This is a genomic window from Apolloniradiicaulis salifontis, assembly GCF_053756655.1.
Genome location: NZ_CM132387.1, coordinates 2,953,447 through 2,978,909 on the forward strand (window position 1 = coordinate 2,953,447; position 25,463 = coordinate 2,978,909).

Sequence of the window (25,463 nt, forward strand, 5' to 3'; positions counted from 1 at the left end):
AACAGGTCATGATGACGAAAGGCCCGCGCGCAGAGCCGCGGGCGGAACGCGGACGCGGCGATGATCGGCAAGCCCATCGAGTACAAGACCCTGAGCCAGGCTCAGGTGGACGAGGCCTGCAAGCGCCATGATTTTCTCATGTCCGGGCGCATGGGCGGAGCGCGCGCGAACTTCTCCTATAAGGTCCTGAAGGATCTCGATCTCTCCGGGCGCAATCTGGCCGACGCCGATCTGTCCGGGGCGATTCTGGAAGGCTGCAATCTCGCCGGCGCCAATCTGACGCGCGCGACCCTGTTCGCCGCCGATCTGCGCCGGGCAAATCTGGCCGGCGCGGTGCTCCACCGCGCCGACATGCGCGGCGCGGTCCTGCGCGGCGCGGACCTGACGGGCGCCGATCTCTCCCAGGCCGATCTGCGCGAGGGCGCCATCGCCCAGGTGGACCGCGAGAAAGGCCTCGCCATCCTCACCCACGAGCAGCGCCCCGGCGAGGCCACCGAGGCGAGTTTTGCGCGGGCCAACCTGACCCAGACCAAGATGACCGGCGCCATCGCCCAGTCAGCCGACTTTTCCGACGCAGTGCTGATCGGCGCGCGCCTGACCCGCGCCAATCTTAGAAACTCCCGCTTTCCCGGCGCCAATCTGGAAGGCGCCGACCTTCAGGGCGCCGATCTGACCGACGCGGACTTGCGCGACACCGTGCTGATCGGGACGCGCCTGGAAATGGCGCAGCTGCAAGGCGCCGACATGGCGGGATCGCTGCGCGACGCGCCGCCGGCCGAGATCGCCGATCCGGGCGGCGAAACCGCCAAGGCGCTGGACCGCCATGCGCGCTGGTGCGAGACCGGCGGCGCCGAGGGCGAGCCCTCCACCTTTGACGGCAAGGATCTGCGCGGGCTGAAAACCCTCGCCCGGCGCAATCTCACCGCCCTGCACGCGCGCGGCGCGGTGCTCTACGGCGTCGACATGGAAGGCGCCGAACTTCAGGGCGCCAAGCTGGCTGACGCTGATCTGCGCATGACGTCCCTGCGCGGCGCCGATCTGCGGGGCGCTGATCTTTCCGGCGCGCGGCTCAACAACGCCGATCTGCGCGAAGCGAGGCTCGGACCGTTGCTTCTGCCCAATGAGCGCCTTCTGGCGGCCTCGCTGGCCGCGGCGGTGCTGCGCTACGCCGACCTGTCGGGAGCGGATTTGCGCAATATCGAAGCCAAGGGCGCCGATCTTTCCTATGCGCGGCTTCACGGCGCGGACGTGCGCAAGGCCCGCTTTTCCGGCGCTTGCTTCACCGGCGCCAAGCTGCCCACCACCTTTCGATCCGAGGCCGAGGATCTAAGCGGCGCGGTGGACGTTTCGGCCGCCTGATCGCCGGTTTACGCGGATCAGCCCCGCCTATATATACTCAGCCTGAGCAAAAGTCCGGCTTCACCCCTGTGGATACGCCGGCTGGATAAGGTGTCGCCATGGCCGCGATCAAGAACGCCGAGACCAGGAAAGCCGAGACCGGCACGGCCGCGTTCGACAATCTCTATCGCCACGCCATGGCGCGCGTCGCCGCGTTCGCGCCCCAGGTCGCCCTGGCCGAGCCGGACGAGAACGCCCGGATCATCATTGCGCTGGCCGGCGAGGCCCACGAAGCGGGCGCGGCGGTGGCGCTGTTTCCTGAGCTCTGCGTCAGCGGCTACTCATTGGACGATCTGCACATGCAGGCCTCGATGATCAGGGCGAGCGCGAAAGCCGTGCGCCGTATCGTGGAGGCGAGCGCGAGCCTGCAGCCGGTGATCATCATCGGCGCCGCGGTGCAAAGCGGCGACCTATTGTTCAACTGCGCGGTGGTGATCCATCGCGGACAGATTCTAGGCGTCGTACCAAAAAGCTTCCTGCCCAATTACCGCGAGTTCTACGAAAAGCGCTGGTTCGCCGACGCCGACGCGGTGACCGCCGACACGATCACGATTGACGGGGTCGAAGCGCCGTTCGGGACCGATCTGGTCTTCGAGGCGCGCGATCTGCCCGGGCTCACCCTTCACGCCGAGATCTGCGAGGATTTCTGGTCGCCTCATCCGCCCAGCATTGACGGCGCGCTGGCCGGGGCCACGGTGATGGTCAATCTCTCCGCCTCCAACGCCACGGTGGGCAAGGCGCGAGAGCGCGCGGCCCTGTGCGACGCCCATTCGCGCAGGACCATGGGCGCCTATGTCTTCGCCGCCGCGGGTTCGGGCGAAAGCACCACCGATCTGGCCTGGGACGGCCAGATCCTGGTGTATGAGCAGGGAACGTGCCTGGCCGCCGGCGAGCGGTTTCTCAACGGCCACGCCAAGGTGTTCGCCGATATCGATCTGGAGCGCATTCGCGCCGACCGGCTGCGCCTGTCCACCTGGCGCGATGCGGTGAAACGCGCCGGCGACCGCGTCTCCCGCTTTCGCCGCATCGGCTTTGACCTGGCCCCGGAGCAGAGCGCGGGTATGCCGCTTCAGAGGAGCATCGACCGCTTTCCCTTCGTGCCCAGCGATTCAGCCATGCTCGATGAGGATTGCTTTGAAGCCTATAACATTCAGGTCCAGGGCCTGGTGCAGCGGCTTCGGGCCACCCAGACCCGGCGGGTCGTTATCGGCGTGTCGGGCGGGCTTGATTCCACCCAGGCCCTGATCGTGTGCGCACGCGCCTTTGATCGTCTGGGGCTTTCGCGCAGCAATATCCTGGCCGTGACGCTTCCCGGCTTCGCCACCTCGGACAAGACGCGCAACCACGCGCTGGCGCTGATCAGGGGGCTGGGGGCGGAGCATCGCGAGATTGATATCCGGCCCGCCTCCAGGCAGATGCTTGCCGATATCGGCCATCCTTTTGCGGACGGCGAGAAACAGTATGACCGCACGTTCGAGAACGTGCAGGCGGGACTGCGCACGGATTATCTGTTCCGGCTGGCCAATCACGAGGACGGGCTGGTCATCGGCACCGGCGATCTGTCGGAGCTGGCGCTGGGCTGGTGCACCTACGGCGTCGGCGACCAGATGGCCCATTACAACGTCAATTCAGGCGTGCCCAAGACGCTGATCCAGCATCTCATCGCCTGGGTGGCGCGCCGCTCGGAGTTCGGCCTGGAGGTCTCACGCTGCCTGGAAGCGATCCTGGACACCGAAATCTCGCCCGAACTCGTGCCCCAGGACGGCGACGCCGGCATCCAGTCCACCGAAAGCGTGATCGGGCCTTATGCGTTGCAGGATTTCACCCTGCACTACGCCGCGCGCTTCGGGTACGGACCGCAAAAGATCGCCTTCCTGGCTCACGCCGCCTGGGGCGAGGTGGAGCGCGGGGTCTGGCCGCCCCACGTGGCGGAAGCCGACCGGCGCGCCTACACGCTGCAGGAGATCATCCACTGGCTGGAAGTTTTCGCGTGGCGCTTTTACGGCTTCTCGCAGTTCAAGCGCTCGGCCATGCCCAACGGCCCCAAGCTCACCAGCGCCGGCGCCCTCAGCCCGCGCGGCGACTGGCGCATGCCGTCGGATTCAAGCGCAAAGGTCTGGAAGGCCGAGATCGCAGCCCTGAAAGCCGAGCTGGGCTTTGATTAAGCGGCCAGCCCGGCCCTATGCCTCCAACCCATACAAAGACGCCGCCCCCGCCTCGCCCTTTGACAGGGCCGGCGGGGGCGGCGCGTTTGGCTAGCGCTGTAAGGGCGCGCCTAGATGTCCAGCAGCATGCGCTGGGGGTTCTCCAGGCTTTCCTTCACGCGCACCAGGAAGGTCACGGCTTCCTTGCCGTCGACGATGCGGTGGTCATAGGACAGCGCCAGATACATCATGGGGCGGATCTTCACTTCGCCATTGAGGGCCACCGGGCGATCCTGAATCTTGTGCATGCCCAGAATGCCCGACTGGGGCGCATTGAGAATCGGCGAGGACAGAAGCGAGCCGTACACGCCGCCGTTTGACAGGGTGAAGGTGGCGCCCTGCATCTCGTCAATGCCGAGCTTTCCGTCCCGGGCGCGCTTGCCCAGATCGATGATTTTCTTTTCGATTTCAGCCAGGCTCATCTGGTCAGCGTCGCGCACCACCGGGACCACCAGGCCGCGATCAGTGCCCACGGCGACGCCCATGTCGTAGTAATTCTTGTATATGATGTCCGTGCCGTCGATCTCGGCGTTGACCGCCGGGAGCTCTTTCAGCGCGGTGACGCAGGCCTTCACGAAGAAGCTCATGAAGCCCAGCTTGACCCCGTGCTTGGTGACGAAGTCCTCCTGGATCTCCTTGCGCAGCGCCATGATCGCGCTCATGTCGGCTTCGTTATAGGTGGTCAGCATCGCGGCCGTGCTTTGCGCCTCTTTAAGGCGCCGGGCGATGGTCTGACGAAGCCGGGTCATCTTCACACGCTCTTCGCGCTCGCCGGTCTCGCGTGCTTTCGAAGGCGCGCCAGAAGACCCGCTTGACGCCGCAGCGCCGGGAGCCGGAGCCGGCGGACGGCCGCCGCTCTCCAGCGCCTTCAGGGCGTCGCCCTTGGTGACGCGCCCGTCCTTGCCGCTGCCTTCGATCTTGGCGAGATCAAGATTGTTTTCCGCTGCCACCCGCTTGGCGCTGGGCATGGCCTTGGCGTCGGAGGACGCGTCGCTGCTCGGCTTGGCGGGAGCGGAGTCTCCCCCGCCATCCTTGGAGCCGCCACCAGACGCGCCGGCGCGGATTTTCGCAACGACCTGATCAGGCGTGACGGTGTCGCCTTCAGAGACGGTGAATGCCTCCACCACGCCGGCGGCGGGGCTCGGGACTTCAACCGCGACCTTGTCGGTCTCGATTTCCATGAGCGCCTGATCCTGCTCGACGCGGTCGCCGGGCTTGACCAGGAAAGACCCGATCTGACCCTCGGTGACGCTCTCGCCCATCACCGGCACCTTGGCCTCGACAATGTCGCCGCCGCCAGAGCCGCCACCAGAAGAGCCGTCAGACGACTTGGATTCGGACTTGGCTTCAGCCTTGGCTTCAGATTTCGCGTCAGACTTGGCCGGCTTGGCGTCTTTCTTCGGCGCCTCGCCCGAGCCTTCGCCCAGCTCGCCGAGCTTTGCGCCGATCTCCACGGTTTCGCCTTCCTGGGCGCTGATCGAGACGAGCACGCCGTCTTCTTCGGCGCGAACCTCTACGGACACCTTGTCAGTCTCCAGCTCCACCAGGACGTCGTCTTTTTTCACGGTGTCGCCTTCTTTGACCTGCCAGGCGCCGACAGTCGCTTCGGAGACGCTCTCGCCCAGGGTCGGGACGGTGATATCGGTCATGGTTTGCGGCTCTTTCTTGTCTTTCTGGGCGGATGGCGCGGACCTACTGGCCCAGCGCCTCGTCAATCAGGGCTTTTTGCTGGGCCTGGTGCTTGGACAGAAGGCCCGTGGCGGTGGAGGCCGACGGCGCGCGGCCGGCGTATGCGGGGCGCGACACCTTGGATCCGGCCTTGTCCAGGCAGAACTCCAGATAGGGCTCCACGAAGGTCCAGGCGCCCATATTGCGCGGCTCTTCCTGGCACCAGACGATGTCGGCCTTGGCGAAGCGTTTCAGCTCGTCGATCACCGATTTGGCCGGGAACGGATAGAATTGCTCCACCCGCAGGATATAGACATCGTCGATCCCGCGGCTCTCGCGCTCTTCCAGAAGGTCGTAATAGACCTTGCCCGAGCACAGCACGACCCGGCGGATCTTTGAATCGGCGGCCAGCTTGATCTCGGTGCGCCCCGACGCGACGTCGTCGCGGCCCTTGCGCACCTTGGTGTCGGCGTCGTCCCACAGCACCCGGTGGAAGCTGGAATTGGGTCCGAACTCGGCCAGCGGGCTGACGCAGCGCTTGTGGCGCAGCAGGCTCTTGGGAGTCATCAGCACCAGCGGCTTGCGGAAACCCCGGTGTATCTGCCGGCGCAGGATGTGGAAATAGTTCGCCGGCGTGGAGCAGTTGGCCACCTGCATATTGTCTTCGGCGCACTGCTGGAGATAACGCTCCAGGCGCGCACTGGAGTGTTCGGGGCCCTGTCCCTCATAACCGTGGGGAAGGAGCATCACCAGGCCGGACATGCGCAGCCATTTGCGCTCCGCCGAGGAGATGAACTGGTCGATGATGACCTGGGCGCCGTTGGTGAAATCGCCGAACTGGGCTTCCCACATGGTCAGCGTATTGGGGGCCGAGGTGGAGTAGCCGTACTCGAACCCCAGCACCGCCTCCTCGCTCAGCATGGTGTCGATGACCTCGTAACGCGCCTGGGTGTCGCTGATATGGTTCAGCGGAGTGTAGCGCTCCTCGGTCTCCTGATCGATGACGTGGGAATGGCGCTGGGAGAAGGTCCCGCGCCCGGAATCCTGACCGGAAAGGCGCACCGGAAAGCCTTCGGTCAGGAGCGTGCCGAACGCCAGGTGTTCGGCCGTCGACCAGTCGATGCCCTCGCCGTCCTCCAGCACCGCCTTGCGGCGATTGTCCATGACCCGCTTCAAGGTCTTGTGAATGTTGACGCCGTCGGGAACGGTGGTCATCCGGTCGGCGACGTGGGTGAGCGTGTCCATGTCCACCGCCGTCTGGCCGCGCCGGTCATCCTCTTCGGGAAGCCCCAGGCCCGACCACACGCCGTCCAGCCAGTCGGCCTTGTTGGCCTTATAGCCTTTGGCGCCGTCAAACTCCTGATCCAGGAAGGTGTCGAACTCTTCCAGCCAGGCGTCCACATCGCCCGCGCCGACCACGCCCTCGGCGACCAGGCGGTCGCCATAGATCTCGCGCGTCGTCTTCTGACCGGCGATCGCCTTGTACATGATCGGCTGGGTGAAGCTGGGATCGTCGCCTTCATTGTGGCCGAAGCGGCGATAGCAGATCATGTCGATGACCACGTCCTTGCCGAAGAGCTGACGGTATTCCGCCGCGATCTTGGCTGCGTAGGTCACCGCCTCAGGATCATCGCCGTTCACGTGGAAGATCGGCGCCTGCACCATCAGCGCCACGTCGGACGGGTAGGGCGAGGAACGGCTGTCTTTGGGATTGGTGGTGAAGCCGATCTGGTTGTTCACCACAAAATGGATCGCGCCGCCGGTACGGTGGCCACGAAGGCCGGACAGACCAAAGCATTCCGCCACGACGCCCTGGCCGGCGAAGGCCGCGTCGCCGTGGAGCAGCAGCGGCAGCACCATGGCGGACGTGTTGGAGTCCTCGCCCATATCGCGCCGGTACTTGGTCTGTTTTGCGCGCGCCTTGCCCAACACCACCGGGTCCACCGCCTCCAGGTGGGAGGGGTTCGGGCTCAGCGACAGGTGAACCTGGTTGCCGTCGAACTCGCGGTCGGACGAGGAGCCCAAATGGTATTTGACGTCGCCGGTGGCGTAGTCGGTGCCACCCAGCGAATCGCCGCCCTGAAACTCGTGGAAGATCACATGATAGGGCTTGCCCATCACCGCGGCGAGCACATTCAGACGGCCGCGATGGGGCATGCCCAGGATGATTTCCTTCACACCCAGCGCGCCGCCGCGCTTGATGATCTGCTCCAGCGCCGGAACCAGCGCCTCGCCGCCGTCAATGCCGAAGCGCTTGGTGCCGGGATAGCGCTTGTGCAGGAAGCGCTCGAACGCCTCGGTTTCGATCAGCTTTTTCAGGATCGCAATCTTGCCGTTCTTGGAGAAGGCGATCTCCTTGTCCGGTCCCTCGATGCGCTCCTGCAGCCAGGACTTCTCGTCCGGATTGGAAATGTGCATGAACTCCACGCCGAAAGTGGAGCAATAGGTGCGCTTGAGGATCTCCAGCATCTGGGGAACCGTGGCGGTGTCCAGGCCCAGATAGCCGGCGATGAAGATCTCGCGATCCATGTCGGCGTCGGTGAAGCCGTAGCTCGCCGGATCCAGTTCAGGCTGGTATTCGGCCTCGCTGAGATTGAGCGGATCCAGATCGGCGGCCAGGTGGCCGCGCATCCGGTAGGCGCGGATCAGCATGATGGCGGCGATGGAATCCTTGACCGCCTTGTTCACCTCTTCAGGTGAGGCGCCGGCGCCCTTGTGGGCGGCGACGGCGTCGGGCAAGGCCACCGCGTCGCGCTCGATATCGCCGAGCGCGGATGTCATCTCGCCATTGGCGGCTTTGGGCCAGTCAGCCCGCTTCCAGGCGGGGCCCTTTGCGGCCCGGCGCTGGGCGTCGCGGTCATCGCCCACCTCTTCAAAGAAGGCGCGCCAGCTTTGCGGCACCGAGGCGGGGTCCTCGGCGTAGCGGGCGGCCATCTGTTCGAGATAGACGGCGTTGCCGCCGAACAGGAAGCTGGTTTCCAGGAAAGTCTGATTTTGTTTGGAGCGTGCGTCAGCCATTGAAGCCATTGCGGTTGGCGTGCGGGGAGCGCGCGAATAATACGCGCGCGGGGGACGGCGCACGTTTATGCCTCTTCCACACGAAAGAGAAGCCTTGCGTACGCTAAAATCAGACGATGGTCGCACCGGCGCGCCGGTTCAACCCCGGCTCAAACGGCTTCAATCCGTTTCAAAAACAGGACAACGGCGCGCCGGAGCCGTTTCAGGCGACAAGTTGACGGCCCATATATCGCTTGATCAGGCGGTCGGCGCGCTGCAACAGCAGGCTTTGGGAGTGTAAAGTCATGGCCGCCATGGCGCATTCGGCCAGGGCCGCCAGCAGACGCCGGTCGCGATCGCCAAACGCGCGCGGCTCGCGGTCGATGACGCACAGCGTGCCCAGCGCAAAGCCCTCTGGATCAATGATCGGAGCGCCTGCATAAAACCGGATATGGGGCGCGCCCGTGACGAGCGGATTGGTCTTGAACAGCGGGTGGTCCTCAGCGCTCTCCACCACATAGACCTCGTCCTGCTTGATCGCATGGGTGCAGAACGAGTGCTTTCGCGGGCTCTCGCGAATGTCCAGGCCGATGGAGGCCTTGAACCATTGGCGGTAGGAATCCACCAAGGAGATCAGTGCGATGGGCGTGTCGAACGCAATCTGCGCAGCGCGCGTGACGCTGTCGAAGCTTGGATGGGGCGCAGTGTCGAGGATCCGATAGTCCTCAAGGGCTTGGACGCGTTTGGCTTCCAGGGACATGGAGGGCTCAATTCAGGACCAGGGAATGATGAAGCCATTCAGTGACTGAAAAAAGTTCTGAGGCGGTTAAACGGGTGCGGCCCACGCAAACATAACCCCCGTCCAGGGATCCGGACGGGGGTTTTTTCTCTGCATCAACGGACGCGATGTCAGGCCTTCAGCGCCTCCACCAGCGTCACGCCCATGCGGGCGGGAGAATCGGCGATGGCGATGCCGGCCGAGCGCATGGCGTCGATCTTGTCATCCGCGCCGCCCTTGCCGCCGGCGACGATGGCGCCCGCGTGGCCCATGGTGCGGCCCGGAGGCGCGGTGCGGCCGGCGATGAAGCCGGCCATGGGCTTCTTGCGGCCCTTCTTGGCTTCGTCTTTCAGGAACTGCGCGGCGGCTTCTTCGGCGGAGCCGCCGATCTCGCCGATCATGATGATGGATTTGGTGTCCTCGTCGGCGAGGAAGAGCTCCAGGATGTCGATAAACTCGGTGCCCTTCACCGGGTCGCCGCCGATCCCCACCGCCGTGGTCTGGCCAAGGCCCGCATTGGTGGTCTGGAACACCGCCTCATAGGTGAGGGTGCCCGAGCGCGACACCACGCCCACAGAGCCCTTCTTGAAGATCGAGCCCGGCATGATGCCGATCTTGCACTCTTCCGGGGTCAGCACGCCGGGGCAGTTCGGGCCCAGCAGGCGGGAGTTGGACTTCTCCAGGCGGGCTTTCACCTTGACCATGTCCATCACCGGGATGCCTTCGGTGATGCAGGTGATCAGCTCGATGCCCGCATCGATGGCCTCGATGATCGCCGCGCCGGCGCCGGCGGGCGGAACGTACACGACCGAGGCGGTGGCGCCGGTCTTGTCCTTGCCTTCCGCCACCGAGGAGAAGATCGGCAGATCCGCCGCCCCGTCCAGCCCGCTGGTCCAGGTTTCGCCGCCCTTCTTGGGGTGGACGCCGCCGACCATGCGGGTGCCGTAATAGGCCAGCGCCTGCTCGGTGTGGAAGGTGCCGGTCTTGCCGGTGAGGCCCTGAACGAGAATTTTCGTGTCGCGATTGACGAGAATGGACATGGGTTATCCTTGTGGTTCTTAGAGGAAGGGGTTGATCACGGTCACGGCCCCGTAGGCCTGACCATGGCTGAGGTCTTCGGAATAGACGGTCTTCGCGCCGAGCTTCTCCGCGGCGGCGAGGATGGCGGCGTCCCAATAGCGGATCTGATAGCGCTGGGAGAGATCGATGGCGCGAAACGCCACGGCGGCGTCATTGACCTGGAAGGGCTTGCGGGCGAGCGCCTTGACCCAGGATTCCGCTTTCGCAGGCTCCATGGGCGGCGCGCCTTTGGTCACGGCGTTCAAGTAAAACTCGCCCAGCGTCTGGGCCGAAACGCCGAAATCGAGGGTGAGCAGGCCTTGCGCGACGGCGTGTTTGTCCGGCGCAGCCCGAGCTGCGCCGGCTGCGTACAGCAGAATATCGGTGTCGAGAAAGGCCTTAACGGTCAAAGCGCGGCAGTCCGGAGTACGTCTCGTCGCGGCTCGGCCGCCAGTCGCCCATGTCCCACGCGCCTTCGCGGGACAGCTTCAGGAGTTCCTGCGTCACCTCGTCGGTTTCGCGCTCGTCCTGCACGACGCGCTCAAGAAACTCACGCACCATCGCATTGACCGTGGTGCGCTTCATCGCCGCGAGCACGCGCGCGCGGTCCAGAAGGTCTTCGTCGATGGCGAGGGTGAGGTTTTTGGTCACCAGGAGCGCTCCACGGATTATGTGTTACACATAACCTGTGGAGCGCGGAAATTCAATCAGCCTTTCGGCGGATACGGGTCTTTCCCGTAGGTGTTTCGCTCTCGGATTTGTCCGTTGCGCCCATGGATCAGCAGTTCGCTGCCCTGTGATTGCGCGCGAGATTTCGCCGCTTCAATTGCGGCGGCTTGGGTTTCGTGAACAGATCCTGCTCTCGACGCGCCCTCGGACTTCACCGCCCAAGCGCCGTTGTGGGGGACCACGTGCTGGTTCTTCCTTGTCATGGCATCTCCTTTCCGAATCGACCGAACCGGACACAGAATACCAGAACAAAGCTGGAACGCAGAGTCTTCCTACCCCTTCACCGCCTTCACGATCTTCTTCGCGGCGTCGTCGAGATCGTCGGCGCTGGTGATGTCGAGGCCGCTTTCGTTCAGGAGCTTTTTGCCCTGGTCCACATTGGTGCCCTCAAGGCGCACCACCAGCGGGACTTTCAGGCCCACCTCCTTCACCGCGGCGATGACGCCCTCGGCGATGACGTCGCAGCGCATGATGCCGCCAAAGATGTTGACCAATATGCCTTTGACGGCCGGGTCGGCGGTGATGATCTTGAAGGCTGCGGTGACCTTCTCCTTGCTGGCGCCGCCGCCCACATCGAGGAAGTTGGCCGGCTCGGCGCCGTAGAGCTTGATGATGTCCATGGTGGCCATGGCGAGCCCGGCGCCGTTGACCATGCAGCCGATATCGCCGTCCAGGGCGATATAGGCGAGGTCGTGCTTGGACGCCTCGATCTCTTTCTCGTCTTCTTCGGAGAGATCGCGCAGCTTGCGGATATCGTCATGGCGGAACAGGGCGTTGCCGTCGAAGCTCACCTTCGCGTCCAGCACGCGCAGGCGGCCGTTCTCCATGACGATGAGCGGGTTGATCTCCAACAAGCTCATGTCGGTTTCGGTGAACGCCTTGTAGAGGATCGGCGCCAGCGTGTGCATGTCGGTGCGCGCTTCGCCGGAGAGCTCCAGCGCGTCGGCGAGCGTGTCGGCGTCGGCCGTGGTGACGCCGGCGTCCGGATTGATGTTGACGGTGAGGATCTTCTCAGGGGTCGCCTCGGCGACCTGCTCGATATCCATGCCGCCTTCGGTGGAGACCACGAACGCGACCTCGCCGGGCTCGCGGTTCACCAGAAGCGAGCAGTAGAGCTCGGTGGCGATGTCGGCGCCGTCTTCGATATAGAGCCGGTTGACCTGCTTGCCGGCGTCGCTGGTCTGGTGGGTGACCAGCGTGTTGCCGAGCATTTCCTTTGCGTGGGCTTCAACTTCATCGATGGAAAAGGCCAGGCGAACCCCGCCCTTGGCGCCCTCGGGCAGTTCCTTGAACTTGCCCTTGCCGCGCCCGCCGGCGTGGATCTGGGACTTCACCACATAGAGCGGACCGGGAAGCTGGCCGGCGGCCTTGACCGCCTCGTCCACGGAGAAAACGGCGACGCCGTCGGCCACCGGGGCGCCGAAGGATTTAAGGAGGGCTTTGGCCTGATGCTCGTGAATATTCATGGAAAATCCGATGCTCTCGCAGGACATGCATGGAACACGCGGCCGGACGGCGCGTGCGGGGGCGTTCGCGGCGCGTTATAACACCCGCGCCGTGACGCGCAACGCACCATGAGGGCGGCCTTTAGTCGAGGGTCAGCCCCAGGGCCGGCTACAAGATCGCTTCGGGATCAGACTCGGGCCCGGCCTCAGGGTTCGTCGCTGGGCGATGCGCCGGTGAGGCGCATGCTCAATGCACCCGCCGCCCAGCCCAGCCCACCGGCGAGCCCCGCCGCCAGCAGCAGCTGCACAATGGCGGCCGCCTGGCTGGAGACCACCCCGTCCGCCGCCTGCTCCACCACCACAAGGGCGGCGACCTGACCGGCAAGCACCGGCGCGCCGGCGCCCAGCAGCGTCCAGCCCAGCCACGACAACCAGCCCAGCGCCCTGAGGCGCGCGCGCAGACTCAGCGCCGCCACGGCGCCGGCGATCGCGGGCAGAAGGATGGCGAGGACGCTCACCACGCCTCGCGCGCTCCGGCCTCGGCGGTTTCAGGCGCTTCGATCTCGGCCAGTTCGCTGGAGGTGGCGGCGAGATAGACGAAACTTTCGCGATCGGCGTCCTGCACGGGCTCGCGTTGGCGGCGGCGCACCAGCATGCCTGCGCTCAGAAGTGCGCTGAACACAGCGGCGAAGAGGAACAGGCCCGTCGCCCCCAAGGGCCCGGCCCAGGCCACGCCCGCCAGGATCGGCCCCACGATGGACCCCGCCGCCCACACCAGCAACAGCCCCGACGCGATGGAGGGAAGCTCTTCCACCCGCGAACGGTCGGCGGCGTGGGCCACGGCGACGCCGTAATAGGCCAGGGACGCCGCGCCCCAGGCGCCCGCCAGCAGCGCGCCCGTCAGCAAGCTGGGCGAGGGCACGACCGCGAGCACCACGGCGGCGACGGCCGCCAGCGCCGCCAGCGCCGCAATCACCAGGCGGCGATCAAACCGGTCCGAAATCACGCCGGCGGGCCATTGGGTGAGGATCGAGCAAAAATACACCACCGCCACCACGACTGCGGCCGCACCGACGCTTGCCCCGGCTTCGACGCCGAAGCCCGGGGTGAGGCCTTCAGCCCAGATAGGGATAAAGGCCAGCAGTCCCGAATTGACCACCCCGGCCACAAAAACAGCCGCAGCCGCCGACGGCGCAATGTCGAACAGGCGCAGCGGCGAGGCGGTCTCGCTCTGGGGAAGCGCCGGCTGGCTGCGCCGGGTGAAGACGATGGGCACCAGCGACAACGACAGGAAAATACCTGCAATGATGAAGCCGTCAGTGAGGTCGAAGGGCGGCAACGCCACAAGGAAGGGACCCGCGATCAGGCCGGCCCGGCCCAGAATCTGATAAACGCTGATCACCGCGCCGCGGCGCTCCGACGGGGTCGCGTCGGCGATCCAGCTTTCCGACACCGCGAAAATCCCGGCCGCACACACCCCGAAGCCGAAACGCGCAATCGCCCAGAAGGCGAAGTCTGACCCGAGAGCCAGCATCAGCGTCACCGCCGCCGCTCCGCCGGCGTAGGCGGCGTAGGCGCGAATGTGACCTATGGTGCGAATCACCCAGGGCGCGGTCCACGCACCGGCCATGAAGCCGGCGGCGTAAGACGCCACCACCGCGCCGATGGCCACCGCCGACCAGTCGGCCGCATCCATGGCCAGGGGCAGCGCCACATGGAGGCTGCCGGCGGCGACCTGAAGAAAGATCATCGCCGCCATCACGGTCGCGACATTGCGGTAGACGAGCATGGGCGCTTCCGGGAGCTTCGGGGTCGCAAACAGGATCTGCGCGTACAAAGCCATGCCCGGCTTGCGGGTTCAAGGTGCGCGCGCTTATCCCAGCCGCGAAAGACGCGCCAGCGACCAGTCGATGGAGGCCGGACCCGCCCCGCGCAGGGCCAGGTAAAGACCCAGCGCCCCCCAGGCCAGCGCCCCGGGCCACGCCGGGGGAAGCACGAAGAGCGCATACCACAGCGCGCCTGCGGCGGTGAGCAGCCCGGCGATGCGGGTCAGCAGGCCGAAGCTTAAAGACAAGCCCAGCACCAGAGCCGTGCTGAGCAGCACGAAGGCGGCCAGCGCCGGATCGACCCAGCCCAGCGTCCAGACCCCGGCGGCCATCACAAGGCCGGGCTCGGGCTCTGTCCAGCTGCGCCAGCTGGCGCCGCCGCCGGCGTTGTCGGCGGCCCACATGAAATACTGCACGGCCAGGGCCGCGCGCATGGACAGCCCCACCACCAGATCAATCAGTGTCTGACCCGGCCGTGTCGGCGGTGGACAGAACGCGCCCGGCGCCACGCCTGGCCCGGCGGCCTCGCCGGAGCGCGGTGCATAAAGCGTCTTGAAGCGATTGTGATCGTCCATGTCGTCCCCCGGCGGCCATAAAGGCGCACCGGAGCCGCAGGTTCAAGATCGGCGCCGTACAGTGGCGGCGACCGGACGTGAAGCGTCGCCTTTGAGCAACGTCCCGGGCCCTATCTCGGCGCGCGCTTGGCCAGGATCCGCTGCAGGGTGCGCCGGTGCATGTTCAGCCGGCGGGCGGTCTCGGAGACATTGTGATTACACAACTCGAAGACGCGCTGGATATGCTCCCAGCGCACGCGGTCCGCGCTCATGGGATTTTCCGGCGGTTCGGGCTTGGCGTCCGGGCGCGCCAGCAGGGCTTTGGCCACGTCGTCGGCGTCGGCCGGCTTGGCCAGATAATCCACCGCGCCCGACTTCACCGCAGCCACGGCGGTGGCGATATTGCCGTATCCGGTGAGCATCACCGCGCGGCAGTCGGCGCGGTGATTATGGAGAGTGCGCACCACGTCGAGCCCGTCGCCGTCCTCCAGGCGAAGATCCACCACCGCGAAGGCCGGCGGGTTGGTGCGCGCGATGCGCACCGCTTCAGCCACCGATCCCACCGCAGCGGTGATTTCAAAGCCGCGCGCCGCCATGGCGCGCTCCAGGCGCGTACGGAACGGGGCGTCGTCATCGACGATCAAGAGGGTTTTGTCGGCCGGCAGGTCCAGCTCGCTCATGGCGGAAGGCCTCCTGTGAGAGTCTTTTCATGACCTCATTTAGCTGAATTCTCCGCCATGTCGAAGATATCACGGCGTTTGAAGCGTCCCCGCCCCGCCAAGGGCGTCTTCACCAGGCCCCTCCACGGCGCGTTCGACCCTCGGTTCAAACCAGGGCTCGGCCTCCAGGCCCTTGCGCGGCAGGGTGATGGTGACGCGCGCGCCCGATCCCGGTGCGTTGGACAGATCCACCGTGCCGCCCACGCGCTCGGTCAGGGTGATGGCGATGAAGACGCCCAGCCCCAGCCCGCCATGACCCGGTTCGGCCCGGCGCGTGGTGATGTAGGGCTCGCCCAGCTTGGCCAGGATGTCTGGGGGAAAGCCCGGCCCGTCATCCTGCACGATGATGGTGATCCGGTCCGCGCTCCAGGCGCCGGAGACCGTCACCTCGGTGCGCGCGAAATCCACAGCGTTTTCGATAAAGTTTCCCAGGGCATACAGAATCTCGGCGCGGCGCTTGAGCACCGGCGCGTCCTGCGGGTCGGCCTTGGGGTTGAGGCGCACATGGAGCACCGAGCCCAGCCCCTGCAGCGGCGCGGCGGCCTCCTCCATGGCTTCGCGCAAACCCACCCGGTCGTGCATTTCGTCGGAGGCGTCCTTTGTCTGGGACAGGCGCTGCAGGATCTCGCGGCACCGCTGGGCCTGTGAGACGATGAGCGCGGCGTCCTCGCGCATCACATCGTCCTTGGCCTCGCGCTGCATCTCCTTGGCGGTGAGCTGGATCGTGGCCAGCGGCGTGCCGAGCTCATGGGCGGCGGCGGCCGACAGCGCGCCCAGCGCGGACAGGCGCTGCTCGCGCGCCAAGACGGTCTGGGTCGCCGCCAGCGCCGTGCCCATGCGCCGCGCCTCGCTGCCCACCCGCCAGGCGTAGACGGCGGTGAAGCCGATGGCGATCGCCAGCGCGGTCCATATGCCCACCCGGTAGGTCACCGGCAGGGTGACCGATTCCTCGCCCGCCCAGGGCAGCGGCAGATGCCAGATGCTCAGCGAGATCGACCCGGCGATCGCAAAGGCGGCCAGCGCCACCCACCAGCGGGTGGGCAGCGCCGCCACTGCAATCACCACCGGGCCCACCAGCATCACCGAGAACGGATTCACCAGACCGCCGGTGAGCGCCAGCAGCACCATCAGCTGGGCCACGTCATAGGCGAGCTGCGCGAACGCCTCCCAGTCCTTGGCGAAACGCTGGGTGGACATGGCCAGCGACAGCCAGGCGTTCACCCAGGCGCTCGCCGCGATCACCCCCAGACACAGGCCCAGCGGCAGCTCATAGCCCAGCCCGTAATGGACCACTCCGACGCACAGCGTCTGTCCGATCACCGCAAGCCAGCGCAACAGGATCAGCGTGCGAAGGCGCACGCGGCCGAACATGGGGGTGAAGTCGGCGTCCGGAGACAGCCTGTCCCAGCTCGTGTCGAGACCCATCATGATCGCTCTCCTCAAGGGCCCGGGTTCGGGCCCGGCGCCGTCGTGGCGGCTCGACAGAGCGGCCGGACGCCACCATGTTCACGGCCCGCCCACAGGAGGACGACGCCGCATGGACCCGTCAACCGGACCGATGGCCGCGCCCGCCGCGCAGGTGGAGGGTCTGACCAAGATGTATGGCGGTGTCACGGCCGTGAACAGGGTCAGCTTCACCCTGGCGCGCGGCGCCACCACCGCCCTGCTGGGCGGCAACGGCGCAGGCAAGACCACAACGCTCGCCATGATGCTGGGCCTGACGCGTCCCAGCGCCGGGGTGATCCGCGTCCTTGGCCACGACATCTCACGCGACGGCGCAAAAGCGCGGGCGCGGATGAATTTCCAGAGCCCCTATGTGGACCTGCCCAAACGCCTGACCGTGCGGCGCAATCTCATGGTCTACGCCAGGCTTTACGGCGTGGCCCGCCCCAAAGAGGCCGCCGAGGCCATCGCCGAGCGCCTGCGCCTGACGCCGTATCTGGGCCGGGCCACCGGTTCGCTTTCGGCCGGCCAGGCGACGCGGGTGGGGCTCGCCAAGGCGCTGATCAATGATCCCGATTTGCTGCTTCTGGACGAACCCACCGCGTCGCTGGATCCAGACAGCGCCGACTGGGTGCGCAGCGAGCTGGAGGCGTGGCGGATGCGCACCGGGGCGGCGATCCTCATGGCGAGCCATAATATGGGTGAGGTGGAGCGCCTGGCCGACCGGGTCCTGATGATGAAGACCGGGCGCATCGTCGACGATTCCGAGCCCCGCACGCTGCTGGAGAAATACGGCCGCGCCACGCTGGAGGAAGTGTTCCTCGACGTCGCCCGGCGCCCCGAAGAGGAGGGCGCGGCGTGAGCGCGTTGAACCGCATCCACGCCCTGGTGGAGCGCCAATGGGTGCTGACCGCCGGATCCTGGCCGCGCCTGGTGGACCTGTTCTACTGGCCGCTGGTGCAGATCTCGATCTGGGGTCTCATCCAGCTTCACGTCTTCACCGAGGTGGACAGTCCCGGCATGGCGGTGCTCGCCGCGGTGCTGGGCGCGGTGCTGTTGTGGGACGTGACCTGGCGTAGCCAGCTGGGCCTGTCTCTGGCCTATATGGAGGAGATCTGGTCGCGCAATCTGGGCAATCTTCTGGTGTCGCCCCTGTCGCCGCAGGAGCTCATCACCAGCCTCATGGTGGTTTCGGTGATGAAGACCACGCTGGCCATGATTCCGGCGGTGCTGGTGGCGGCGTTCTTTTTCGATTTCAACATCTTCACGGTGGGCCTGGCTTTGCCGCTCTTCGTGCTCAACCTGGTGGCGTTCGGCTGGTCGATCTCGCTGGTGGCCGCCGGGCTCGTCACCCGCTACGGCCAAGGCGCCCAGGACATGCCATGGGCGCTGATGTTCGGCATCACGCCCTTCTGCGCGGTGTATTATCCGGTCTCGGTCCTGCCGGACATGCTGGAGCCGGTGGCGCTCGCCCTGCCGCCCGCCCATATATTCGAGGGTCTGCGCGCCCTGGTGACCGAGGGCGTGCTGGACGTCGCGCATCTGGCCTGGGCGTTCGGCCTGAACGTTCTCTGGCTTGGCGGCGGCGTCCTGGTTTTTGCTAAACTGCTGAGGGCGTCGCGCGATCGCGGCGCGCTGACGCAGATCGGAGAATAGGAGCGACGCTTTGTCCAATCGTCCAGTCTGGCTGTTTCCCGCCATCGCCCTTGGCGCGGCGGTGATTCTGGGCGGCGCGCTCGCCGCGGCCGTGGTTTCGCGAAGCGGGGATGCGGGTCCGCGCTCCGGCGCCGTGAGGGTGTCGGGCGAGGCGCAGATCGGCGGGCCTTTCACCCTGGTCAATCAGGACGGCGAGACCGTCACCAATGAAACCTATCGCGGCAAGGCGATGCTGATCTATTTCGGCTTCACCTACTGCCCCGACGTGTGCCCCCTGTCGCTGCAGGTCATGGATGCGGCGCTGGCGAGACTTGACGAAGACCAGCGCGCCGCGTTTCAGCCCATCCTGATCACCGTCGATCCGGAGCGCGACACGCCCCAGGCGCTCGCCGACTATGTCCGGGCCGACGCCTTCCCCGAAGGCCTTGTGGGACTGACGGGGAGCGCCGAGCAGGTGCGCGAGGCGGCGCGGGCCTATCGTGTGTTCTACGCCCGCATCGAGGACGACGGGGTCAGCAGCGCCTATACGGTGGACCATAGCTCGCTGATTTTCCTTATGGATCAGGACGGAGCGTTCGCCGATGTCTTCCCTCACGGGACCAGTCCCGACCAGCTCGCTTCGCGACTGCAACAATTTCTAGAGGAAAATCCCGCACAATCGTGATCTAACAAGGCGGCCTGCAGCGCAAATGCGCGCGGACGAGAGGTTTTTTTGATGCTGTATTCCTTCATGGAAATGACCCGGGCGGCCATGCTGCCCTGGCGCGCCGCGGCGAACGCCACGCGGCGCAGTCTGCGAAGCCCGCTCAATCCGGCCGGCGACACGCTGGCCGGCCGCACGACGGCGGCGGCGGCGGACCTGTTTGAGAGCCTGACGCGCTATTACGGCAAGCCGGAATGGAACATCTCGCCCTTTGATCTGGACGGAAACCCCGTCGAGACCGAGATCGAAACCGTCTGGGAAAAGCCGTTCTGCCAGCTTCTGCACTTCAAGCGCGACCGCGCCGCCCTGGCGCGCGCCCGCGGCGTGAAGGCCAGCGAGATCAAGGACCCCAAGGTGCTGTTCGTGGCGCCCATGTCCGGCCACCACGCCACGCTTCTACGCGGCACGGTGGAGGCCTTCCTGCCGGACTCCGAGGTCTACATCACCGACTGGGCCGATGCGCGCCACGTGCCGGTGCACGAGGGCCGCTTCGATCTGGACGACTTTGTCGAGTATGTGCGCGAGATGATCACGGCGCTGGGCGAGGACGTGCACGTCGTCGCCGTGTGCCAGCCGGGTCCGCCGACCCTGGCCGCCGTTGCGCTCATGGCCGAGGACGGCGATCCGCGTCGCCCGGCCAGCATGACCTTCATGGGCTCGCCCATCGACACGCGCAAATCGCCCACCGTGCCGAACAAGCTGTCCGAAGAACGCCCGTTTGAATGGTTCCGGGACAATCTGATCCACACCGTCCCGGCGGTGTATCCCGGCGGAATGCGGCGCGTATATCCCGGCTTCCTGCAGCTGACCGGCTTCATCAACATGAATTATGATCGCCACGTGGACGCCCACTGGCGCTTCTTCAATCAGATGATTGACGGCGACGGTGACAGCGCGGACCGCCATCGCGACTTCTATGACGAATATCTCTCGGTGATGGACCTCACCGAGGAATTCTATCTGCAGACCATCTCCGACGTGTTTCAGGAGCACAAGCTGGCGCTGGGGACGATGACCGTGCGCGACCGCGCCGTACGTCCCGAAGCCATCACCGACGTGGCCCTGCTCACCGTCGAGGGCGAGAACGACGACATCTCCGGCATCGGCCAGACCCAGGCGGCGCACACCTTGTGCACGGCCCTGTCCGACAGCCTGCGCGAGGACTATGTGCAGCCGGGCGTGGGCCATTACGGCGTCTTCAACGGCCGCCGCTTCCGCGAAGAGATCGCCCCGAAGATGAAGGCCTTCATGCGCAGCCACGCCGGACGCAAGGCCGTGAAGAAGGCGGCTTAGGGGGCCGGTCCGGCGTCCGTCGAAGCGCCGCCCAGCCAAGCCGGATTCGGCGAGTTATCCGGCGCCTTGTCCGCCCCCCCTTCCGACGGGGCCATAATGACCGGACTTCGCCGCGACGGAGAGGGCGGTCTGCAGCGCCTGTGATCGGGCGGCGAAGGGTGACGATCCCGCCACGGCCCCGGCTGCGGCGGGCGGCGCGATCCGGCGCCCGGCCTCAGGATCAGGCGATCCGAAGACCGGCCGGCGGCCCGTTCGGCGTAAGTTCGCCGGCCCCGCGTCGCACCCGTCATCAGGCGCGGGGAGCCTTCGGGCTCCATCCCTGCTCGCCGACCCCCATACGGCCCGGACCCCCGCGCCTCCCTCTCCCCCCCTCGCGGCATAAGCCGGCGAGGCTTTTGGTGCTTGGTGCATGGCGTTGTGCGTTACGCCCGTCCCTTTCGTTTCCTGCTGCGCTGGCGTTCGACGCTCGTCACGAGCAGGGCCGGACGGCAAACGGGTCTGACTTTGCCACAAGGGCCGCCCCATCCTTGGGAGAAGCAGGTGAGCGGGGCTCTACTATTGGAGTTCACGAATACGACATATGAGGGAATTCTCGTAGAGGCTAACAACTTGAAACCGCAGTGGCGTTCTTTTGTAGTGTCTCAATGCATAAGCGCACGTCGGTATCAAAAGAAATGAGGAGCATCATCATGCAGGCGAACCGGGATTTTCAGGACGGTGTCCGCGAACTTTCAATTGACGAGATCGACATGGTAAACTGAGCCGGTATCGGCGAAGCCATCGGCAATGCGATCGAGGCCGCAAACGATCTTTGGGACGAGGTCCCTACCGAAGTCCAGGCGGTCGAGGTCATCGCCGCAGGCGCGATGGTCGGCGCCGCCGTTGGAGGTCCGGCCGGCGCAATTGCAGGCGGCACGATTGCAGCGGTGGGCGTGGTCACGACTGGCACCTGAAACGAAGAACGGGGGCCGAACACCCGGCCCTCCGCACCCACGAAAACGGATCGGAGCTCTGTGCATGTCAAGCTTTATTCGCCCGTTCGGGCTTCTCGGACCCCGCTATGAAGTCGGCGACAAGGGGCTACGGTATCAGCGCCTGGCGTGGCTGACGGCGTTCCTTGGCGTTGCCGCGGGCGCCCTGATCATCAGCGGTCTGGTCGACGCTGGCCGCGGCGTCGGGCTGGCCATTATGGCGGGCGCGATGTTCCCGGTGCTGCGATTTATCGCCCTGGCCATCAAGCATGGTCATCGTGTGGATGAGCGGCGCGCATAACGCACGGAGGTGCTGCGGGTCCAAACCTCGCGCTTTCACGGCGACCGCAGGGACCCGGCACGGCGCGTGTCGCCGCCTGGGTGGTCTGTGCCGGAAGAAGGGGATAAGCAGCAAGCTTTGATGGCCTTCGCCACCGCCCTCCGTCCGGCTCCGCCGGATACCTCCCCGATAAACGAGGCAGGACATCCGCTCCCAAACGCAAAAACGCCCGCCGGGGTCCCGGCGGGCGTTCTCATAACTGCGATGCAGCGAAAGCCTAGGCTTCTTCGGCCGCGTCCGCCTGTGGCTTGCGGCCCTTGGGCGGGCGGGCTTCGATGCCGCGGCCGGTGGTGCGCTCGACGATCCGGGCGGATTTTCCGCGGCGGTCGCGCAGATAGTAGAGCTTGGCGCGGCGCACCTTGCCCTTGCGCTTGACCTCGATGGATTCGATCAGCGGCGAGTGGATCGGCCACACGCGCTCGACGCCTTCGCCGAAGCTGATCTTGCGCACGGTGAAGTTCTCGTTCAGGCCGCCACCGGAGCGCGCGATGCAGACGCCTTCGAAGCGCTGCACCCGCTGGCGCTCGCCTTCACGGATCCACACGTTCACGCTCAGCGTATCGCCGGCGGAGAACTGCGGGATGACTTTGTCGCCGAGCACGCGGGCGGCTTCTTCCTGCTCGAGCTGCTGGATCAGGTTCATGGCTCTTCTCCTTGGCGCCGCTGATATCTCGCCCAGAGATCGGGGCGGCGCTGACGTGTGATTTCTTCGGCCTGTTCCTTACGCCACCGGGCGATCCGGCCATGATCGCCTGACAACAACACTTCCGGGATGTCCCGCCCCTCCCACGCCCGCGGACGGGTGTAGTGGGGGTATTCGAGCAAATCCCCTTCAAAACTTTCGTCTTCGGTGCTCTCGATCTTGCCGAGCACACCCGGAATAAGGCGGACACAGGCCTCGATGAGGACCATGGCCGGGCCTTCGCCCCCGGCGAGCACGGCGTCGCCGACACTCACCTCCTGCATGCTGCGCGCTTCGATGACCCGTTGGTCAAGACCTTCGAAGCGGCCGCAAAAAACGACAACGCCCGGCCCCGCCGCCCAGTCCCGGACCAGGGTCTGGGAGAGCGGCCGACCGCGCGGCGTCAAGTGGATCAACGGGCGTGAACGCGTGTCCACACTGTCGATCGCCGCCGCCGCCACGTCAGGGCGCAGCACCATTCCTGGGCCGCCGCCAGCCGGCGTGTCGTCAACGGAGGCGTGCTTATGACGGGAAAAAGACCGGATGTCCACCGTCTCTAGCGCCCAGAGTCCGTTCCTGCGGGCGGTTTCCAGCAGAGAAACCCCCAAGGGTCCCGGAAATGCGTCCGGATAAAGCGTAAGGACTGTGGCGGTGAAGCTCATGGCGCCGCGCTTATGGGCGTGAAGCGCTGTTGGTGCAAGGGCCGGCGGTGAGAGCCCGCCCGGCGCCGGCTATACCAGCCCCCGGAAGTTCAGGAGCGGCTCAGGAGCGGCTCAGGGCCGTGTGAAAGGGTTCGGAGCGGTGATTTCGCAAGGCGTCCCTCTCCCAGCAAGTCACGCAGGAGCCGCGCCCTTGAACGGGACGGCGATGACAGTCACCCATCCCCTTCCGGACACCTTGGCGCGCCGTCGACCGGGCGCTCCAGAGCTTCGACCTCCCGCTCTAGTGAATCACGAACGACGATGACGAAATCGTATGTGGTTTCAACGCACAGCGCGGCCTCGCCCGCCTCCGGCATAAAATAGACGAGGCGTTCTGCAGCTTCGCGCGCGGCCTCCACAAATCTGCCGCCAGGTTGAGTGCGGTCCGTCCGGCGATACTGTTCGCAGGCGATATCCATGGACTCCGCGCGGCCGGCGGCGTTCAAGGTGATCGCCAGATCGCACCGCGCACTGAAGCCCCGCTCCGCCTCATAACGCGGTTAATGTGGATGAGCGAAAAGGAATCTTTCGGGCTCGGGCAACCGCCAGCCAACGCCGTCATGCTCGAACACCAGGTTGGTCACCACGTCGAACGGCCTGAAGTTTCTGAGATCATAGGACTCGTCCAGGCCGTCCACCACGCCCTGCGCCGCGCGAGTGAGGCCTTCGGGATCAAGCTCCACCATGGGGCAGACAAGGCCCGGTTCCTGAAAGATGTCCCCCTCCATGCGTCCTGTAAGCGCGCATTCCACAGTCACCGGAGCGGCGGCCTGAACGAGGCCAGCGACAATTATCAGCATCTCCGACCCCTCTAGAGTGAAATCTTTGATACCTTCATTATTCTCGTACTGCAAGTTTGCGTGAGCTGGGCGATCCCGTTACGCCGCACGTCAGGCCCAGGGTGAAAGGGTTCGCGAGAACATAGCGCGCTGCGAAGCCTGCTGATGAGCGAGGGCCCGTTGGCCCGGCTCACGGCCTGGTGAAATAGACGCTGGTGCGATCAAACTCGCGCAGGGCACAGGTCAGCGCTTCGGCGAAAGTGCGCAGATCCATGAGCCGCCCCTTGGCCAGCCGCTCGCCGTCGCGGCCCAGCAGCGTCGCCTGGGTGCGGCCCGTGTCCAGCCCGTGGCGCCAGAGCTCTTTTCTGATGCGCGGCGAGGCGGATTTCAGTCCCGCGGCGATGGCCGCATAGATCGCCTGATGGGCGGCGTCGGGCGCGGTGACATAGAGCGTATCGAGATCGCCCAGAAGCTTGGCGTCGCTCATGGAAGCTTCGGCGTACCGGCTGGAGCCGGTCTTGGTCTCGATCAGCACCGCCTCAAGCCCGGCCTCGCCGTCGCGCACGAACACGCCGTCAACGCCCTGCGGTCCGCCCACCTTGCCGTTGATCACCCGCCAGCCGCGCGCCGCCATGGCCATGAGGGTCAGCGCCTCGCCGAAATTGCCCTGGTCCTGGCTGGCGGTGAAGTCGGTATGGCGCAAGCCCCTGAACGCCAGCGCCGAAGCCAGCGGCGCGCCGTCCGCCCGCCCGTCGAAGGCGGCGGGCGGCGCCGGAGCGCGGCCCGTCAAAAGGCGCAAGCCGCCGCCCGCCAGCGCCGAGAGCCCGGCGGACAGGCCAAGCACGGTCAGCAAGGCGATTGAACCGTCCATGGCGTCCCCCTCCCCATGGCCTCTTTCCCGAGGGAGTTCTAGCCAGATCAGGGGCGAAAGCCCAGATGAAACCTGGGGGAAAACCGCGAGCCCTAAAGCGCGCGCAGGGCCCGCTCGGCGGCGTTGCGCGCAAAGCGCAGGGTCAGCGCCTTGCGCCGCGCCGGCGCCAGCGTCTGCACCGGGCTCTGGCGCACGATCGCGCCGCCGAACCCGTCGGCGATGATCAGCCCTGTCTGGTCGGGCAGCATGTCGCGCGGGAAACGCTCCGACACCGCAAAGTAGAAACGGTCGCACCAGGCGAAATATTCCGGCCATTTCCCGTCGGCGCGAAAATCGGCGACGCCGGATTTGACCTCCACGATCACCACTTCGCCCTTGCGCCCCAGCCCGGCGAGATCGGCCCGGCGCCCGCACGGCAGAACAAATTCGGGGATCGCCGCGACGCCAAGATCCAGCAAAAGCCGCGACGCGCCGCGCATGAGCGCGCGCGCATCATCAAGGGCCGGATTGTCGGCACGAGCCGGGTGACCGGCCGGCCAGGAGGGGTTTGAAAGCGCCATGGAGGGCAGTTTGTTCGAATAATGTTCCGCTTTCAAGTCTTCTGAGTCATCGCCTGGCGGCCCTCTCGTCAACGGCGCGCCGGCTTG

Annotated in this window: 26 protein-coding genes; 7 read left to right on the forward strand and 19 right to left on the reverse strand. The window is 66.0% G+C overall.

What is annotated here, in order from left to right:
• The first annotated feature begins 60 nt into the window (after positions 1–60).
• Together ACWCOP_RS13985 and ACWCOP_RS13990 are read left to right on the forward strand one after the other, a co-directional pair.
• Complete coding sequence (locus ACWCOP_RS13985) at positions 61–1,359, forward strand: pentapeptide repeat-containing protein (protein WP_478248902.1); 1,299 nt, start codon at positions 61–63, stop codon at positions 1,357–1,359.
• 98 nt (positions 1,360–1,457) lie between these two features.
• Complete coding sequence (locus ACWCOP_RS13990) at positions 1,458–3,563, forward strand: NAD(+) synthase (protein ID WP_478248903.1); 2,106 nt, start codon at positions 1,458–1,460, stop codon at positions 3,561–3,563.
• 110 nt (positions 3,564–3,673) lie between these two features.
• Here the strand turns inward: ACWCOP_RS13990 and odhB are convergent, their stop codons facing one another.
• The 13 genes from odhB to ACWCOP_RS14055 all read right to left on the reverse strand — a co-directional run bounded on the left by odhB (position 3,674) and on the right by ACWCOP_RS14055 (position 16,805).
• A complete protein-coding gene (gene odhB / locus ACWCOP_RS13995; protein ID WP_478248904.1) occupies positions 3,674–5,251 on the reverse strand; it encodes a 2-oxoglutarate dehydrogenase complex dihydrolipoyllysine-residue succinyltransferase in 1,578 nt (525 codons plus the stop codon).
• A 43-nt stretch (positions 5,252–5,294) separates the two neighbouring features.
• A complete protein-coding gene (locus tag ACWCOP_RS14000; RefSeq protein WP_478248905.1) occupies positions 5,295–8,288 on the reverse strand; it encodes a 2-oxoglutarate dehydrogenase E1 component in 2,994 nt (997 codons plus the stop codon).
• 202 nt (positions 8,289–8,490) lie between these two features.
• A complete protein-coding gene (locus ACWCOP_RS14005) occupies positions 8,491–9,027 on the reverse strand; it encodes a GAF domain-containing protein (protein WP_478248906.1) in 537 nt (178 codons plus the stop codon).
• Positions 9,028–9,176: 149 nt separating this feature from the next.
• Positions 9,177–10,085, reverse strand: a complete 909-nt coding sequence (gene sucD / locus ACWCOP_RS14010) for a succinate--CoA ligase subunit alpha (protein ID WP_478248907.1) — start codon at positions 10,083–10,085, stop codon at positions 9,177–9,179.
• A gap of 18 nt (positions 10,086–10,103) precedes the next feature.
• Positions 10,104–10,514 carry a PIN domain-containing protein gene (locus ACWCOP_RS14015; protein WP_478248908.1) on the reverse strand — a complete coding sequence of 137 codons (411 nt, stop codon included), beginning with the start codon at positions 10,512–10,514 and terminating at the stop codon, positions 10,104–10,106.
• Entirely contained in the window at positions 10,504–10,755 is a 252-nt protein-coding gene (locus tag ACWCOP_RS14020) for a DUF6364 family protein (RefSeq protein WP_478248909.1), read from the reverse strand. Before ACWCOP_RS14020 ends, ACWCOP_RS14015 begins: the two co-directional genes overlap by 11 nt.
• Before the next feature lie 56 nt (positions 10,756–10,811).
• The gene (locus tag ACWCOP_RS14025) at positions 10,812–11,036 is read right to left on the reverse strand and encodes a DUF2188 domain-containing protein (RefSeq protein WP_478248910.1); all 225 of its coding nucleotides are present in this window, start codon (positions 11,034–11,036) and stop codon (positions 10,812–10,814) included.
• Between the two features lie 69 nt (positions 11,037–11,105).
• Positions 11,106–12,299, reverse strand: coding sequence for an ADP-forming succinate--CoA ligase subunit beta (gene sucC, locus ACWCOP_RS14030; protein ID WP_478248911.1), 1,194 nt, complete (start codon positions 12,297–12,299; stop codon positions 11,106–11,108).
• Positions 12,300–12,484: 185 nt separating this feature from the next.
• Positions 12,485–12,796, reverse strand: coding sequence for a hypothetical protein (locus tag ACWCOP_RS14035; protein ID WP_478248912.1), 312 nt, complete (start codon positions 12,794–12,796; stop codon positions 12,485–12,487).
• Positions 12,793–14,121 carry an MFS transporter gene (locus ACWCOP_RS14040; protein WP_478248913.1) on the reverse strand — a complete coding sequence of 443 codons (1,329 nt, stop codon included), beginning with the start codon at positions 14,119–14,121 and terminating at the stop codon, positions 12,793–12,795. The genes ACWCOP_RS14035 and ACWCOP_RS14040 overlap by 4 nt, the downstream gene beginning before the upstream one ends.
• A gap of 30 nt (positions 14,122–14,151) precedes the next feature.
• Entirely contained in the window at positions 14,152–14,679 is a 528-nt protein-coding gene (locus ACWCOP_RS14045) for a hypothetical protein (RefSeq protein WP_478248914.1), read from the reverse strand.
• Between the two features lie 110 nt (positions 14,680–14,789).
• On the reverse strand, positions 14,790–15,338 hold the full coding sequence (locus tag ACWCOP_RS14050; RefSeq protein ID WP_478248915.1) for an ActR/PrrA/RegA family redox response regulator transcription factor: 549 nt from the start codon (positions 15,336–15,338) through the stop codon (positions 14,790–14,792).
• Positions 15,339–15,407: 69 nt separating this feature from the next.
• Positions 15,408–16,805, reverse strand: a complete 1,398-nt coding sequence (locus ACWCOP_RS14055) for an ActS/PrrB/RegB family redox-sensitive histidine kinase (protein ID WP_478248916.1) — start codon at positions 16,803–16,805, stop codon at positions 15,408–15,410.
• Positions 16,806–16,914: 109 nt separating this feature from the next.
• Between ACWCOP_RS14055 and ACWCOP_RS14060 the strand changes: the two genes are divergently transcribed.
• The 5 genes from ACWCOP_RS14060 to ACWCOP_RS14080 all read left to right on the forward strand — a co-directional run bounded on the left by ACWCOP_RS14060 (position 16,915) and on the right by ACWCOP_RS14080 (position 21,744).
• A complete protein-coding gene (locus tag ACWCOP_RS14060; RefSeq protein ID WP_478248917.1) occupies positions 16,915–17,682 on the forward strand; it encodes an ABC transporter ATP-binding protein in 768 nt (255 codons plus the stop codon).
• A complete protein-coding gene (locus tag ACWCOP_RS14065; RefSeq protein WP_478248918.1) occupies positions 17,679–18,476 on the forward strand; it encodes an ABC transporter permease in 798 nt (265 codons plus the stop codon). Before ACWCOP_RS14060 ends, ACWCOP_RS14065 begins: the two co-directional genes overlap by 4 nt.
• 10 nt (positions 18,477–18,486) lie before the next feature.
• Positions 18,487–19,140, forward strand: coding sequence for an SCO family protein (locus ACWCOP_RS14070; RefSeq protein WP_478248919.1), 654 nt, complete (start codon positions 18,487–18,489; stop codon positions 19,138–19,140).
• Between the two features lie 51 nt (positions 19,141–19,191).
• Positions 19,192–20,472 carry a polyhydroxyalkanoate depolymerase gene (locus ACWCOP_RS14075; protein ID WP_478248920.1) on the forward strand — a complete coding sequence of 427 codons (1,281 nt, stop codon included), beginning with the start codon at positions 19,192–19,194 and terminating at the stop codon, positions 20,470–20,472.
• A gap of 1,017 nt (positions 20,473–21,489) precedes the next feature.
• Entirely contained in the window at positions 21,490–21,744 is a 255-nt protein-coding gene (locus ACWCOP_RS14080; protein WP_478248921.1) for a hypothetical protein, read from the forward strand.
• Positions 21,745–22,000: 256 nt separating this feature from the next.
• On the opposite strand, the gene rplS is transcribed toward ACWCOP_RS14080, so the two are convergent.
• From rplS to mmcB, 6 genes are all read right to left on the reverse strand, one after another.
• A complete protein-coding gene (rplS, locus tag ACWCOP_RS14085) occupies positions 22,001–22,426 on the reverse strand; it encodes a 50S ribosomal protein L19 (protein ID WP_478248922.1) in 426 nt (141 codons plus the stop codon).
• Positions 22,423–23,127, reverse strand: a complete 705-nt coding sequence (trmD, locus tag ACWCOP_RS14090) for a tRNA (guanosine(37)-N1)-methyltransferase TrmD (RefSeq protein ID WP_478248923.1) — start codon at positions 23,125–23,127, stop codon at positions 22,423–22,425. The genes rplS and trmD overlap by 4 nt, the downstream gene beginning before the upstream one ends.
• A gap of 212 nt (positions 23,128–23,339) precedes the next feature.
• Entirely contained in the window at positions 23,340–23,585 is a 246-nt protein-coding gene (locus tag ACWCOP_RS14095; RefSeq protein WP_478248924.1) for a hypothetical protein, read from the reverse strand.
• Between the two features lie 81 nt (positions 23,586–23,666).
• On the reverse strand, positions 23,667–23,966 hold the full coding sequence (locus ACWCOP_RS14100; protein ID WP_478248925.1) for a hypothetical protein: 300 nt from the start codon (positions 23,964–23,966) through the stop codon (positions 23,667–23,669).
• 169 nt (positions 23,967–24,135) lie between these two features.
• On the reverse strand, positions 24,136–24,816 hold the full coding sequence (locus tag ACWCOP_RS14105; RefSeq protein WP_478248926.1) for a hypothetical protein: 681 nt from the start codon (positions 24,814–24,816) through the stop codon (positions 24,136–24,138).
• A 92-nt stretch (positions 24,817–24,908) separates the two neighbouring features.
• On the reverse strand, positions 24,909–25,376 hold the full coding sequence (mmcB, locus tag ACWCOP_RS14110; protein ID WP_478248927.1) for a DNA repair putative endonuclease MmcB: 468 nt from the start codon (positions 25,374–25,376) through the stop codon (positions 24,909–24,911).
• Positions 25,377–25,463 lie beyond the last annotated feature (87 nt).

What these genes read in the sequence shown, in the direction of transcription:
- ACWCOP_RS13985 (WP_478248902.1), top strand. Translation starts at nt 61, where the DNA reads ATGATCGGCAAGCCCATCGAGTACAAGACCCTGAGCCAGGCTCAGGTG.
- ACWCOP_RS13990 (WP_478248903.1), top strand. Translation starts at nt 1,458, where the DNA reads ATGGCCGCGATCAAGAACGCCGAGACCAGGAAAGCCGAGACCGGCACG.
- odhB (WP_478248904.1), bottom strand. Translation starts at nt 5,251, where the DNA reads ATGACCGATATCACCGTCCCGACCCTGGGCGAGAGCGTCTCCGAAGCG.
- ACWCOP_RS14000 (WP_478248905.1), bottom strand. Translation starts at nt 8,288, where the DNA reads ATGGCTGACGCACGCTCCAAACAAAATCAGACTTTCCTGGAAACCAGC.
- ACWCOP_RS14005 (WP_478248906.1), bottom strand. Translation starts at nt 9,027, where the DNA reads ATGTCCCTGGAAGCCAAACGCGTCCAAGCCCTTGAGGACTATCGGATC.
- sucD (WP_478248907.1), bottom strand. Translation starts at nt 10,085, where the DNA reads ATGTCCATTCTCGTCAATCGCGACACGAAAATTCTCGTTCAGGGCCTC.
- ACWCOP_RS14025 (WP_478248910.1), bottom strand. Translation starts at nt 11,036, where the DNA reads ATGACAAGGAAGAACCAGCACGTGGTCCCCCACAACGGCGCTTGGGCG.
- sucC (WP_478248911.1), bottom strand. Translation starts at nt 12,299, where the DNA reads ATGAATATTCACGAGCATCAGGCCAAAGCCCTCCTTAAATCCTTCGGC.
- ACWCOP_RS14040 (WP_478248913.1), bottom strand. Translation starts at nt 14,121, where the DNA reads ATGGCTTTGTACGCGCAGATCCTGTTTGCGACCCCGAAGCTCCCGGAA.
- ACWCOP_RS14045 (WP_478248914.1), bottom strand. Translation starts at nt 14,679, where the DNA reads ATGGACGATCACAATCGCTTCAAGACGCTTTATGCACCGCGCTCCGGC.
- ACWCOP_RS14050 (WP_478248915.1), bottom strand. Translation starts at nt 15,338, where the DNA reads ATGAGCGAGCTGGACCTGCCGGCCGACAAAACCCTCTTGATCGTCGAT.
- ACWCOP_RS14055 (WP_478248916.1), bottom strand. Translation starts at nt 16,805, where the DNA reads ATGATGGGTCTCGACACGAGCTGGGACAGGCTGTCTCCGGACGCCGAC.
- ACWCOP_RS14060 (WP_478248917.1), top strand. Translation starts at nt 16,915, where the DNA reads ATGGACCCGTCAACCGGACCGATGGCCGCGCCCGCCGCGCAGGTGGAG.
- ACWCOP_RS14075 (WP_478248920.1), top strand. Translation starts at nt 19,192, where the DNA reads ATGCTGTATTCCTTCATGGAAATGACCCGGGCGGCCATGCTGCCCTGG.
- ACWCOP_RS14080 (WP_478248921.1), top strand. Translation starts at nt 21,490, where the DNA reads ATGTCAAGCTTTATTCGCCCGTTCGGGCTTCTCGGACCCCGCTATGAA.
- rplS (WP_478248922.1), bottom strand. Translation starts at nt 22,426, where the DNA reads ATGAACCTGATCCAGCAGCTCGAGCAGGAAGAAGCCGCCCGCGTGCTC.
- trmD (WP_478248923.1), bottom strand. Translation starts at nt 23,127, where the DNA reads ATGAGCTTCACCGCCACAGTCCTTACGCTTTATCCGGACGCATTTCCG.
- ACWCOP_RS14095 (WP_478248924.1), bottom strand. Translation starts at nt 23,585, where the DNA reads ATGGATATCGCCTGCGAACAGTATCGCCGGACGGACCGCACTCAACCT.
- ACWCOP_RS14100 (WP_478248925.1), bottom strand. Translation starts at nt 23,966, where the DNA reads ATGCTGATAATTGTCGCTGGCCTCGTTCAGGCCGCCGCTCCGGTGACT.
- ACWCOP_RS14105 (WP_478248926.1), bottom strand. Translation starts at nt 24,816, where the DNA reads ATGGACGGTTCAATCGCCTTGCTGACCGTGCTTGGCCTGTCCGCCGGG.
- mmcB (WP_478248927.1), bottom strand. Translation starts at nt 25,376, where the DNA reads ATGGCGCTTTCAAACCCCTCCTGGCCGGCCGGTCACCCGGCTCGTGCC.